General features: G+C 65.2%; 10 protein-coding genes and 1 pseudogene. 6 read left to right on the top strand and 5 right to left on the bottom strand.

Going from position 1 to position 12,576, the window contains the following annotated elements:
- Position 1: 1 nt before the first annotated feature.
- Positions 2 to 604 carry an NADPH-dependent F420 reductase gene (locus AC5Y42_RS03785; protein WP_499896735.1) on the bottom strand — a complete coding sequence of 201 codons (603 nt, stop codon included), beginning with the start codon at positions 602 to 604 and terminating at the stop codon, positions 2 to 4.
- An 80-nt stretch (positions 605 to 684) separates the two neighbouring features.
- On the opposite strand from AC5Y42_RS03785, the gene AC5Y42_RS03780 reads away from it, so the two are divergent.
- The gene (locus tag AC5Y42_RS03780) at positions 685 to 1,191 is read left to right on the top strand and encodes a DoxX family protein (protein WP_499895930.1); all 507 of its coding nucleotides are present in this window, start codon (positions 685 to 687) and stop codon (positions 1,189 to 1,191) included.
- Here the strand turns inward: AC5Y42_RS03780 and AC5Y42_RS03775 are convergent.
- Positions 1,175 to 1,450, bottom strand: a pseudogene (locus tag AC5Y42_RS03775) (FAD-dependent oxidoreductase); the annotation flags it as partial. The gene AC5Y42_RS03780 and the pseudogene AC5Y42_RS03775 overlap by 17 nt on opposite strands.
- A 1-nt stretch (position 1,451) precedes the next feature.
- Positions 1,452 to 2,855, bottom strand: coding sequence for a short-chain fatty acyl-CoA regulator family protein (locus AC5Y42_RS03770; RefSeq protein ID WP_499896734.1), 1,404 nt, complete (start codon positions 2,853 to 2,855; stop codon positions 1,452 to 1,454).
- Between the two features lie 127 nt (positions 2,856 to 2,982).
- On the opposite strand from AC5Y42_RS03770, the gene prpD reads away from it, so the two are divergent.
- The 4 genes from prpD to AC5Y42_RS03750 are packed head-to-tail and all read left to right on the top strand — an operon-like array spanning position 2,983 to position 9,914.
- The gene (gene prpD, locus AC5Y42_RS03765) at positions 2,983 to 4,488 is read left to right on the top strand and encodes a 2-methylcitrate dehydratase PrpD (protein WP_499895928.1); all 1,506 of its coding nucleotides are present in this window, start codon (positions 2,983 to 2,985) and stop codon (positions 4,486 to 4,488) included.
- On the top strand, positions 4,485 to 5,402 hold the full coding sequence (gene prpB, locus AC5Y42_RS03760) for a methylisocitrate lyase (protein WP_499895927.1): 918 nt from the start codon (positions 4,485 to 4,487) through the stop codon (positions 5,400 to 5,402). Before prpD ends, prpB begins: the two co-directional genes overlap by 4 nt.
- Positions 5,399 to 6,526 (top strand): bifunctional 2-methylcitrate synthase/citrate synthase, encoded by a 1,128-nt coding sequence (locus AC5Y42_RS03755; protein WP_499895925.1) that lies wholly within the window; start codon positions 5,399 to 5,401, stop codon positions 6,524 to 6,526. The genes prpB and AC5Y42_RS03755 overlap by 4 nt, the downstream gene beginning before the upstream one ends.
- A gap of 4 nt (positions 6,527 to 6,530) precedes the next feature.
- The gene (locus AC5Y42_RS03750) at positions 6,531 to 9,914 is read left to right on the top strand and encodes a pyruvate carboxylase (protein ID WP_499895923.1); all 3,384 of its coding nucleotides are present in this window, start codon (positions 6,531 to 6,533) and stop codon (positions 9,912 to 9,914) included.
- A gap of 5 nt (positions 9,915 to 9,919) precedes the next feature.
- Here AC5Y42_RS03750 and AC5Y42_RS03745 read toward each other — a convergent pair whose 3' ends face one another.
- Entirely contained in the window at positions 9,920 to 10,297 is a 378-nt protein-coding gene (locus AC5Y42_RS03745; RefSeq protein WP_499895921.1) for a thiol-disulfide oxidoreductase DCC family protein, read from the bottom strand.
- Complete coding sequence (locus AC5Y42_RS03740; protein WP_499895920.1) at positions 10,269 to 10,715, bottom strand: hypothetical protein; 447 nt, start codon at positions 10,713 to 10,715, stop codon at positions 10,269 to 10,271. Before AC5Y42_RS03740 ends, AC5Y42_RS03745 begins: the two co-directional genes overlap by 29 nt.
- A gap of 103 nt (positions 10,716 to 10,818) precedes the next feature.
- Between AC5Y42_RS03740 and AC5Y42_RS03735 the strand changes: the two genes are divergently transcribed.
- Positions 10,819 to 12,561: a DUF3556 domain-containing protein gene (locus AC5Y42_RS03735; RefSeq protein ID WP_499895918.1), complete on the top strand. Its 1,743-nt coding sequence runs from the start codon at positions 10,819 to 10,821 to the stop codon at positions 12,559 to 12,561.
- Positions 12,562 to 12,576: the final 15 nt, after the last annotated feature.

Below are 12,576 nucleotides of genomic sequence, written 5' to 3'. Positions count from 1 at the left end.
GTCAGGACTGGCCGCGCAACAGACCGAAGCCGAAGTTCGCGCCGAATCCCCGGCGCAGCGCCAAGTGGATCCACAGCAGCGCGTAGGGTTCCAGCAGCCGCGCCACCCGCAAGTCTCCGGCGTCGACGGCCTCAAAGCCCAGCTCGACGACCAGCCCGGCGGCCATCGACTTGGCCTGGTCCTCGTCGCCGCAAATGAACATCACCGGTTGACCGGATAGTTGCGGCCCGTCCATCAGCGCCGCGCCGATCTGATTCATCGCTTTGCAGACCCGCGCGCCGGGCGCCCAGAATGCGACCTGTTCGGCACCGGAGCTGGTCAGGCCGACCTCGAGCGCGGTGAAGTCGGGGCTGAGCGGATTCGTGCAATCAATGAGGACCTTGCCGCCCAGGTCGCCGCAGCTCTGTACGGCCAGCTGAGTGCCCTGCCATGGCGTGCACAGCACCACGACATCGGCTGCGGCTGCAGCGGATTCGTTGCCCATGACCGCGCCGAGCGACTCGTACTTGGGATCGTCGGGGTCGCGCACTCCGAATGTGACGTCGTGGCCGCGGTTCCGCCACGCCGTACCCAGGGCGCGTCCGACGTTGCCGGCGCCAATGATCGCGATCTTGATGTCAGCTCCTTGCGTTGTTGGCGGGTGGCAGGATACTTCTGCCTACCCGATGATCTAGGTTGGCGTCTATGACTGCCTACGATGTCGGTTTACTGATTCTGCGGCTGGTGCTGGGGCTGACGCTGGCCGCCCATGGTTACAACAAGTTCTTCGGCGGCGGCCGCATCCCGGGAACCGCGCGCTGGTTCTCGAGCATCGGCATGAAGGCCGGCAGATTCCAGGCCCTGGTCGCGGCCAGCACCGAGATGGCCGCCGGCCTGGGACTGGCCGCCGGGTTGCTCACTCCCATCCCGGCTGCCGGCTTCGTGGCGCTGATGTTCGTCGCCGCCTGGACCGTACACCGGCCGCACGGCTTCTTCATCATCAACGAAGGCTGGGAGTACGTCATGGTGCTGGCGGTCGGCGCCGTCACGGTGGCCACCGTGGGTCCCGGCCATTACAGCCTGGACTCGCTGCTCCTCGACAAACCGTTCTACGGCTGGACCGGCCTGCTGATCTCGGTGCTGCTGGGACTGGGCGGGGCCATCGGCCAGCTGTTGATCTTCTATCGGCCGCCGGTCAAGCAGGAGCAGTAGCAGCCGTCGCCTCGAGTGCCAGCACCTCGCTCGCGGCGCGCTCACCGGAACGAACCGCTCCGTCAACGCAGCCGCACATGACGGCGGAGCTCTCCGTTCCGGCCCAATGGATGCGGCCGCAGGGCTCGCGCAGCGCCGGACCGAATTCGGTCAACACGCCGGTAGGTGCGTGGCTGATCATGCCGCCGCCGGAACAGCGCTGGATGGTCCAGTTCTGCTCGTGGTAGCCGACGGGTGAGCCCGCCTTGGAGCCGAACCGGTCAAACACTCGGCGAATACGGCAGGCTGCTGCCGGTGTTCTCGTCGACCGCAACCTGGCCACCGAGGTAGGGGAACGCGCGCTGCGCGCATGCGGCGCGATTGCAGATCTTGCAACCTCCCCCGATGGGTATCGCGGTGCCCGGGTCGTCGAGAGCGACGCCGGTGGAGTAGACCAGCTTGTCGGCATGGGCGAGATCGCAGCCCAAACCGATCGCGAAACTGGTGTGCTGGGCGAGATAACCGCGGCCTTCCGGGGCGGTGGTCTTGGCGATCCAGAAGTACGAGCGGCCATCGGGCATCTGCGCCACCTGGGTGACGATCCGGCCCGGCTGAGCAAACGCGTCGTGCACCACCCACAGCGGACAGCTGCCGCCGACGCGGCTGAAGTGAAAAGCGGTGGCCGACTGGCGCTTCGAGATGTTGCCGGCCTTGTCGGTACGGACGAAGATGAACGGCACCCCGCGACACGCCGGGCGCTGCAACGTCGAGAGCCGATGGCAGACGGTCTCAAAGCCCACCTCGAAGCGCCGGCCCAGCAAGTCGATGTCGTAACCCAGTTCTTCGGCAGCGCTTTGGAATTCGCGGTACGGCAGGAGAAATGCGCCGGCGAAGTAATTGGCCAGCCCTATCCGGGCGACACCGCGCGCCTCGACGCTGAGCTGGTCGTCGGTGGCCACGACGCTCGAAATCAGCTCTGACTGGCTGACCAGCGCCAGCTGAGTGGCGATCTGGAACGCACGCTGGCCCGGCAGTAGACCGTGGGCGACCCGAAGCACCCGGGTCACCGGATCGAAGGAGCGCTTGGTGGTTTCGGACAGGTCACCATCGACGACAACGGTGATGCCGAATTTTTCGGTCATCAGCTTCGACAGCGCAATGTCCAGCCCACCGACACGCATCTGGTTGTCGACAAACATCTGCTCGGCCGCGACGTCGAGATCACCGATGTAGTTGTTGCGGTCGTAGAAGAAATCACGCACTTCCTCGAACGGCATCGGCTGCTCGGGTGGCAGCGATGTCTCGGTGGTTGCCCGCGAGCGATAGGCCTCCACTTCGTTGGTGGCGTCGCGCAACCGGCGGTGTACGGCCACCAGACTGCGGCCGACCTCGGGCATTCGCGAGACCAGTTCCTCGACCTGGGCGCGGCTGACGTTCTCCGCGGCCGTCGCGGTGAAGACCTCCGACAGGTCGGCAACCAGCCGCGCGTCCGTCTCAGAGGAGAAATAGTTCGCCGGCAGATCGAAGCGCTCGGTGAGCGCGAGCAGCACCGGCACGGTGATCGGCCGCTGGTCATTTTCCAGCTGGTTGACATAGCTGGTGGACAAATCCAGGGCGCGGGCCAACGCCGCTTGCGTGAGCCCTCGTTCTTCGCGCAACCGCCGCAACCGGGCGCCGGAGAACATCTTTGCCACCGCCGACACTCTACTCCCATCATTATTCGCAACCTTCGCAAAATAGTCAGAATAAGGACGCAGAATTACGCATTTACAGGATCTTTATCCCGCCGCAATCTGTGCGTAGGCTGCAAATATGTTGAACTACCCCGTTCGGACCCGCCGCAGCGCTGACGATTTTCCGCGTACCGAGCACCTTGCCTACACAATCGCGCAGATCGCCGCCGATCCGGTGCCGGTGCCTGCCGAGACCGCGGCGATGGTCATCAACCGCATGATCGACAACGCGGCGGTCAGCGCCGCGTCGGTGCTGCGGCGACCGGTCACCACAGCTCGCCAGCAGGCCATCGTGCACCGGGCCCGGCCGGGTGCCACCGTGTTCGGGGTCGACGGCAACTATTCGGCGGAGTGGGCGGCCTGGGCCAACGGTGTCGCGGTGCGCGAACTCGATTTCCACGACACATTTCTGGCCGTCGAATACTCGCATCCCGGCGACAACATCCCGCCGATGGTGGCGGTGGCGCAACAACTCGGCGTGCGCGGTGCAGACCTGATTCGCGGCCTGGCCACCGCCTACGAGATCCAGATCGATTTGGTCCGCGGAATCTGCTTGCACGAGCACAAGATCGACCACGTCGCGCACCTGGGCCCGTCGGTGGCCGCCGGGCTGGGCACCATGCTGCGGCTCGACGTCGACACCATCTACCAGGCGATCGGGCAGGCGCTGCACCTGACAACGGCGACCCGTCAATCCCGCAAGGGATCGATCTCCAGCTGGAAGGCGTTCGCGCCTGCGCACGCCGCCAAGGTGGCGATCGAGGCGGTCGACCGGGCGATGCGCGGTGAGGGTTCGCCGGCACCGATCTGGGAGGGCGAGGACGGCGTCATCGCTTGGTTGCTGTCCGGGCCGGAGCACGTCTACGAGGTGCCGCTGCCGGCCCCCGGCGAACCCAAACGGGCGATTCTGGACAGCTACACCAAGGAGCACTCCGCCGAGTATCAGAGCCAGGCGCCGATCGACCTGGCCAGGCGGCTGCGCGACCGCATCGGTGATCTCAGCCAGGTGGCATCGGTCGTGCTGCACACCAGCCACCACACCCACGTCGTGATCGGCACCGGCTCCGGCGACCCGCAGAAGTTCGACCCGGACGCCTCGCGGGAAACCCTTGACCACTCGCTGCCGTACATCTTCGCGGTCGCGTTGCAGGACGGCAGCTGGGACCACGAACAGTCCTATGCGCCCGAGCGTGCCCACCGGCCGGACACCATCGAGTTGTGGCGCAAAATCTCCACCGTCGAAGATCCCGAGTGGACGCGCCGCTATCACTCGACCGACCCTGCCGAGAAGGCCTTCGGGGCACGAGCGGAAGTCACGCTGAAAAGTGGCGAGGTGATCAGCGACGAGCTGGCGGTCGCCGATGCGCATCCGTTGGGCGCGCGGCCGTTCGGGCGCGAACAGTACGTGGGCAAATTCACCAAGCTTGCCGATGGGGCGGTGGAAGCCTCTGAGCGGCAACGGTTCCTGAACGCCGTGGAGAGTGTCGCTGACCTGAAGCGTGGTGAGCTGGGCGCGCTGAACGTGCGGGTGCTGCCCGAAGTGCTGGATAAGGCGCCGACTATCCCGTCCGGGATCTTTCGATGACGGGCCTGCTGGGAGCGGCCTCGAGTGCCGCCGACAAACGCGCGGCGCTGCGCGCCGGACTCAAATCTGGTCAGCTGCAACGCTTCCCAGGCGCATTTTCACCACTGGTTGCCAAGCTCGTCGCCGAGGTCGGCTTCGAGGGCGTCTATGTTTCCGGCGCGGTGCTGTCGGCTGACCTCGGGTTGCCCGACATCGGGTTGACCACGTTGACCGAAGTCACCGCACGCGGCGCGCAGATCGCGGCGGTCACGGATCTGCCGACCCTGATCGACGCCGACACCGGTTTCGGTGAGCCGATGAACGCAGCGCGCACCGTCACCGTCCTGGAGGACGCCGGTTTGGCCGGGTGCCATCTCGAGGACCAAGTCAACCCCAAGCGCTGCGGGCACCTCGACGGCAAAGCTGTTGTGCCGACGAGTGAGATGGTCAAGCGGATCCGCGCGGCGGTGACGGCACGACGTGACCCGAACTTCGTCATCTGCGCCCGCACCGACGCCGCGGGTATCGAGGGGGTGTCCGCCGCGATCGACCGTGCCCGCGCCTACGCCGACGCCGGCGCCGATCTGATCTTCACCGAGGCGCTGGCCGACGCCGCGGACTTCGAGCGCTTTCGCGCCGCGGTGGACACGCCGCTGCTGGCCAACATGACGGAGTTCGGAAAGTCGGAGCTGCTGAGCGTGCGGCAGCTTTCTGACATCGGCTACAACGTCGTGATCTACCCGGTCACGACGCTGCGGCTGGCCATGTTCGCCGTTGAAGCCGGCCTCCGCGAAATCGATTCCGCCGGAACCCAATCCGACCTGCTGGCCCACATGCAGCACCGCAGCAGGCTTTACGACTTACTGCGCTACGCCGACTACAACCAGTACGACGACGACATCTTCAACTTCGCCGTGAAAGGAGCGGATCAATGACCTCAGTTGCCCCCGCCGAGCCGAAGATTCACAAGGGCCTGGCCGGTGTCGTCGTGGACACCACCGCCATCTCCAAGGTGGTGCCGGAGACCAACTCGCTGACCTACCGTGGCTACCCGGTCCAGGATCTGGCCAGCCACTGCAGTTTCGAGCAAGTGGCCTACCTGCTATGGCACGGAGAACTGCCGACGGATGCCCAGCTGACGTTGTTCAGCCAGCGTGAGCGTGCCAGTCGGCGGCTGGACCGCTCCATGCTCTCGCTGCTGACCAAGCTGCCCGACACCTGCCACCCGATGGACGTGGTGCGCACTGCGATCAGCTACCTCGGTGCAGAGGATCCGCAAGAGGATGACAGCGCCGAATCGGCGAACTTCGCCAAGTCGCTGCGGATGTTCGCCGTGCTGCCCACCATCGTCGCCGCCGACATGCGCCGCCGCCGCGGCCTGGACCCGATCGCACCACACAGTCACCTCGGTTACGCCGAGAATTTCTTGAACATGTGCTTCGGCCAGGTTCCCGAACCGGTCGTCGTGTCCGCGTTCGAGCAATCGATGATTCTCTACGCCGAGCACAGCTTCAACGCATCAACGTTCGCCGCGCGGGTGGTGACCTCGACTCAGTCGGACATCTACAGCGCGGTCACCGCGGCGATCGGTGCCCTCAAGGGTCCGCTGCACGGCGGCGCCAACGAGGCGGTGATGCACGATATGATTGAGATCAGTGATCCTGCAAAGGCTTCGGAGTGGATTAAGGGCAAGCTGTCACGCAAAGACAAAGTCATGGGGTTCGGGCACCGCGTCTACAAAAACGGGGACTCGCGGGTGCCGACGATGAAAGAGGCATTGGCACGTGTCGCGGCCGTGCGCGACGGCCAGCGCTGGTTGGATATCTACTCCATTTTGGAAACCGAGATGTTCCAGGCGACTGGGATCAAGCCCAATCTCGACTTTCCGACCGGCCCCGCCTACTACCTGATGGGATTCGACATCCCCAGCTTCACCCCGTTGTTCGTGATGAGCCGCATCACCGGTTGGACCGCCCATATCATCGAGCAGGCCGGTGCTAACGCGCTCATCCGGCCGCTGTCGCAATATTCGGGCTTGCCGCAGCGCAGTCTGTCCTAAGGCTGTGTTCGCCAAGGTTCTCGTCGCCAATCGCGGGGAGATCGCGATCCGCGCGTTCCGCGCGGCCTACGAGTTGGGCGTGGCGACCGTCGCGATCTACCCGTACGAAGACCGTAACTCGGTGCACCGGTTGAAGGCTGACGAGTCCTACCAAATCGGGCAGCGCGGCCATCCCGTTCGGGCGTACCTGTCGGTCGACGAGATCGTGGCGACCGCCGTGGAGTGCGGCGCAGACGCGATCTATCCCGGTTACGGCTTCCTGTCGGAGAATCCGGAACTGGCGGTCGCCTGCGCGTCCGCGGACATCACCTTCATCGGGCCGACCGCCAAGGTCCTGGAACTCACCGGAAACAAGTCCCGGGCGATCGCGTCGGCGCGCACCGCCGGGCTACCGGTCCTGGCGTCCTCGAAACCCTCGGTATCGGTGGACGAACTGGTGGCTGCCGCCGAGTCAATGCAGTTTCCATTGTTCGTCAAGGCCGTGGCCGGCGGCGGCGGCCGCGGCATGCGCCGCGTCCTCGAAGCCGGCGCGCTGCCGGAGGCGATCCAAGCCGCCAGCCGGGAGGCCCAGTCGGCGTTCGGCGATGCCGCGGTGTTCCTCGAGCAGGCGGTGGTGCATCCGCGCCACATCGAAGTGCAGATCCTGGCCGACAACCACGGCAACGTCATTCACCTGCATGAGCGGGACTGCAGTCTGCAGCGGCGCCATCAGAAAGTCATCGAGCTTGCGCCCGCACCGAACCTGGATCCCACGGTGCGCGATCGGATCTGCGCTGACGCAGTCACTTTCGCCGAGCAGATCGGCTACAGCTGCGCCGGCACCGTGGAGTTCCTGCTCGACCGCAATGGGCGGCACGTGTTCATCGAGATGAACCCACGCATCCAGGTGGAGCACACCGTCACCGAAGAGATCACCGACGTCGACCTGGTGTCCGCCCAGCTGCAGATCGCCACCGGTCGGACTCTGGCAGAGCTTGGGCTAGAACAGCATTCGATCACCCCGCACGGCGCCGCCTTACAATGCCGGATCACCACCGAAGACCCGGCGAACCATTTCCGGCCGGACACCGGCCGCATCACGACCTATCGCACCCCGGGCGGCGCCGGGATCCGGCTGGATGGCGGCACGTCGCTGGGCGCGGAGATCGGCGCTCACTTCGACTCTATGCTGATCAAGCTCACCTGTCGCGGCCGCGATTTCGACACCGCCGTGGACCGCGCGCGCCGGGCCGTGGCCGAGTTCCGCATCCGCGGGGTCTCGACGAACATCCCGTTCCTGCAAGCCGTTCTGGACGATCCGGACTTCCAGGCCGGTGACATCACCACCTCATTCATCGACGAACGATCACAGCTGCTGACTTCGCGCACGTCGGCTGACCGCGGCACCAGGATCCTCAACTACCTGGCCGATGTGACGGTCAACCGGCCGCACGGCGAGCGGCCGTCGGCGGTATACCCGCACGACAAGCTGCCCGATACCGATATCTCGGTTCCCCCGCCGTCGGGATCCAAGCAGCGTCTGGACGACCTCGGACCGGAACGATTCGCGGCGTGGCTGCGCGACTCTCGCGCTGTCGCGGTCACCGACACCACCTTCCGTGACGCGCACCAGTCGTTGCTGGCCACCCGGGTACGTACGACCGGCCTGTTGAAGGTAGCGCCTTATATCGCGCGCTCGATGCCGCAGCTGCTGTCGGTCGAGTGCTGGGGCGGGGCGACTTACGATGTCGCACTGCGGTTCTTGAAGGAAGACCCGTGGGAGCGGCTGGCAGCGCTGCGTGAAGCCCTCCCCAATATCTGTTTGCAGATGCTGTTGCGGGGACGCAACACGGTCGGGTATACGCCCTACCCAGCGAGCGTGACGGCCGCGTTTGTGGATGAGGCGGCGGCTACCGGTGTCGACATCTTCCGGATCTTCGACGCGCTGAACAATGTCGACTCGATGCGTCCGGCCATCGACGCTGTCCGCGAGACCGGGTCGGCCGTCGCCGAGGTCGCGTTGTCCTACACCGCTGACCTAAGCGATCCGGCGGAGAACCTGTACACGCTGGACTATTACCTGAAGCTGGCCGAGCAGATTGTCGAGGCGGGTGCGCATGTGCTGGCGGTCAAGGACATGGCCGGTCTGCTGCGGGCGCCCGCCGCGGCCACCCTGGTGTCCGCACTGAAGTCGCGCTTTGACCTGCCCGTGCACGTGCACACGCACGACACCCCAGGCGGTCAGCTGGCCACCTACGTAGCGGCCTGGCATGCCGGCGCCGATGCCGTCGATGGTGCTGCTGCACCTTTGGCCGGGACCACCAGCCAGCCCGCATTGAGTTCGATCGTGGCCGCGGCGGCGCACACCGACTACGACACCGGCTTGTCCTTGCCGGCCGTCTGCGATCTGGAGCCGTACTGGGAGGCCCTGCGCAGGGTGTACCGCCCGTTTGAATCGGGTCTGGCCGCCCCAACCGGACGTGTCTACACCCATGAGATCCCCGGCGGGCAATTGTCGAACCTGCGCCAGCAGGCGATCGCACTTGGGCTGGGCGACCGGTTCGAGGAGATCGAGGCCAACTATGCCGCGGCGGATCGGTTGTTGGGGCGACTGGTCAAGGTCACGCCGTCGAGCAAGGTGGTCGGCGATCTGGCGTTGGCATTGGTGGGTGCCGGTGTGTCGGCCGACGATTTTGCGGCAACTCCGGCACGCCATGATGTCCCCGATTCGGTGATCGGGTTCCTACGCGGCGATCTCGGTGAGCCCGCCGCCGGCTGGCCGGAACCGTTGCGCAGCAAGGCTCTTGAAGGGCGCCGCGAGAAAAAGGACGAAGAAGAGCTGACGGCCGACGACGCAGCCGGACTGTCGCTGCCGGGCGCCGCGCGTCAGGCAACCCTGAACAGGCTGCTGTTTCCCGGACCCACCCGCGAATTTCTCACTCACCGCGAGGAATTCGGCGACACGTCACAATTGAGCGCCAACCAGTTCTTCTACGGTCTGCGCTACGGCGAGGAACACCGGGTGCGACTGGAAAAGGGCGTCGAGTTGCTCATCGGCTTGGAAGCGATCTCGGACGCCGACGAGCGTGGCATGCGCACAGTGATGTGCATCCTCAACGGACAACTGCGGCCCGTACTGGTGCGTGACCGCAGTGTTGCCGTTGATGTGGCGGTGGCCGAGAAAGCCGATCGCGGCAACCCGAAGCACATTGCCGCGCCCTTCGCCGGGGTCGTCACGGTAATCGTGACTGCCGGCGCAAAGGTCGATTCCGGGCAGACCATCGCCACCATCGAAGCCATGAAAATGGAGGCCGCTATCACGGCACCCGAGGCCGGAACCGTCGAACGCGTCGTCGTATCGGCCACCACCCAAGTCGAAGGCGGGGATCTGCTGGTGGTCCTGCGTTGAGCGAGTCAGCAACCGGCGGGGTGTGATTCGCAATACGGCGTTGTGCCGGGAAATCGGTAGCGGTGCGCAACGACCCATCGATAGATAGCGTCTTCGAGGTGGCGAATACCAGGCAAGCGATAGAGCAGTAGCGGCAGCCTGTTGCCAAGCCCAGTCGACACCGCCGCATTCATCGCCTCCGCGCCGGAGTAAATCGTTCCCGACTCGCCTTGCCACCGGGCCGAATCCAGCAGCTGTGACGGCGGAATGCCCAGTCGCTCAGCGACCCCCGGGCCCTGCAGTGGTTCGGTCCGCAGGCCTCCCGTCCGATTGAGCTTCAGGATCCAATCCACCGCCCTGGTGCACATTCCGCATTTACCGTCGAAGAAGAGGGTCCCTGGCATTGTTCACCTCCCGCACGCCGACGATCCCGACGACGATGCCCGTGCCGATCTCGGCCAAAGCACTGAACCACGAAAACCACGTTACGTTGAGGTGCGGCGCCGAGACGAAGCTGTCCTGGTAACCCGGCAGAAAGGTCGGCAACAAGTGCGCATAGGTAAATCCCACTGCGCTTCCGAACCCGACCGCGATTGCCGCCAGCGGTGCACGAGGGCGATTCATTGCCACCATCGCGATCGCCAGCACGACGAATAACCCCTGGACCATGCCGGCGGCCATGATGAACGGCGGTGAAGCGGACATGCCGCGGAGCACATGGTCGACGCCGTGTATCGAAAAGCCGAGCGCGAATGCGAGTGCGGCGCAAGGCAGGTACCGAACCGCGTCGTCCCGTTGCTGCTGGATCTGTTCGATCGTCACGATCACCGCCCGTCGGCCAACCTTCCCTCCGTTCTACTACTACGGACGGTAGTAGTCAAGAACTTTACCCATCGGCCTAGAACACGTTCTAGTCTTAGGCGTCATGGGATTTCTCAAACAGGACACCCCGCAAATCGACCTCGCGGAGTGGAGCAAGGGCACCCGCGCTGAGAAGATCATCCCGATGGCCCGGCATTGGGCCGAGGTCGGCTTCGGCACGCCGGTGCTGCTGCACCTGTTCTACGTCGTCAAGATCGGGCTCTACATCCTGGCGGCCTGGCTAATCGCGTTGACCACCAGCGGCATCGACGGGTTCACCAACGTCGCGCACTGGTACGCCGAGCCGATCGTGTTCGAGAAGGTCGTGCTGTACACGATGCTGTTCGAGGTGGTCGGCCTGGGCTGCGGGTTCGGGCCGCTGAACAACCGATTCTTTCCGCCGATGGGCTCGATCCTGTACTGGCTGCGGCCCGGCACGATCCGGCTGCCGCCGTGGCCGGATCGAATACCGCTGACCAAAGGCGACGGGCGCACCCCATTCGACGCACTGCTCTACGGCGCGCTACTGGTGCTCCTTCTCATCGCACTCTTCTCTGACGGCACCGGCCCGGCCCCGGCGCTGGGGACGACGGTCGGCGTGCTGCCTGCCTGGCAGATCTGGGCGGTGCTGGGCGTGCTGGCAGTGCTCGGCCTGCGCGACAAAGTCATCTTCCTGGCCGCCCGCGGCGAGGTGTATGCCTCGTTCACCGTCGCCTTCCTGTTCACCGGCTACGGCGTGGACATGATCCTGGGCGCCAAACTGGTGTGCCTGGTCATCTGGCTGGGCGCCGCGACGTCGAAACTCAACAAGCACTTCCCGTTCGTCATCTCGACGATGATGAGCAACAACCCCTTGTTTCGCTCGCGGTCGATGAAACGGAAGTTCTTCGAACACTTTCCGGACGATTTGCGCCCGGGCCGGCGGTCGCGCTGGCTCGCGCATTTTTCCACGGTGATCGAGGGACTGGTGCCGTTGGTGCTGTTCTTCAGCCACGGCGGCTGGCCCACGGCAATCGCCGCGTTCGTCATGCTGTGCTTCCACTGGGGCATCCTGTCGGCGATTCCGATGGGCGTGCCGTTGGAGTGGAACGTCTTCATGATGTATTGCGTGCTGGCGCTGTTCGTCGGCCACCCCTCAGTCGGGCTGAGCGACCTGAGCACCCCGCTGCCGATACTGCTGTTCGCCGTCGTCGCAGGGACCGTGGCGCTCGGAAACCTGTTCCCCCGCAAGGTGTCCTTCCTGCCGGGCATGCGCTATTACGCCGGCAACTGGGACACCACGCTGTGGTGCGTCAAGCCCTCCGCCGACGAGAAAATCGGCAAGGGCATCGTGGCGATCGCCAGCATGCCCGCCGCCCAACTGGAGAAGTTCTACGGCAGCAAAGAAGCCGCCCAGATCCCGATGTACATGGGATATGCGTTCCGCGCGTTCAACACTCACGGCCGGGCCCTGTTCACCTTGGCGCACCGCGCCATGGCCGGCCAGAACGAGGACGACTACGTCCTCACCGACGGTGAGCGGATCACCAGCACCGCCATCGGCTGGAACTTCGGCGACGGGCACTTCAGCAACGAGCAGCTGGTCGCGGCGCTGCACAAGCGTTGCCACTTCAAAGCCGGCGAGGTGCGCATCGTGATGCTCGACGCCCAGCCGATCCACCGCCAGACCCAGCAGTATCGACTGGTCGACGCCGCCACCGGCGAGTTCGAGCGCGGCTACGTGTGCGTCGCCGATATGGTGACCCGCCAGCCGTGGGATGACGACATCCCGGTGCAGGTAATCTCCGGCGAACTGCACCGAGCGTAACGCCACGGCGAAATG

It is taken from the genome of Mycobacterium sp. NGS48 (assembly GCF_059812585.1).
This window is presented reverse-complemented; position numbering and strand designations above follow the sequence as displayed.

Bases quoted from the DNA above. Each gene is read 5' to 3' on its own strand.
- AC5Y42_RS03780 (WP_499895930.1), top strand. From the start codon at position 685: ATGACTGCCTACGATGTCGGTTTACTGATTCTGCGGCTGGTGCTGGGG.
- AC5Y42_RS03770 (WP_499896734.1), bottom strand. From the start codon at position 2,855: ATGTTCTCCGGCGCCCGGTTGCGGCGGTTGCGCGAAGAACGAGGGCTC.
- prpD (WP_499895928.1), top strand. From the start codon at position 2,983: ATGTTGAACTACCCCGTTCGGACCCGCCGCAGCGCTGACGATTTTCCG.
- prpB (WP_499895927.1), top strand. From the start codon at position 4,485: ATGACGGGCCTGCTGGGAGCGGCCTCGAGTGCCGCCGACAAACGCGCG.
- AC5Y42_RS03755 (WP_499895925.1), top strand. From the start codon at position 5,399: ATGACCTCAGTTGCCCCCGCCGAGCCGAAGATTCACAAGGGCCTGGCC.
- AC5Y42_RS03745 (WP_499895921.1), bottom strand. From the start codon at position 10,297: ATGCCAGGGACCCTCTTCTTCGACGGTAAATGCGGAATGTGCACCAGG.
- AC5Y42_RS03735 (WP_499895918.1), top strand. From the start codon at position 10,819: ATGGGATTTCTCAAACAGGACACCCCGCAAATCGACCTCGCGGAGTGG.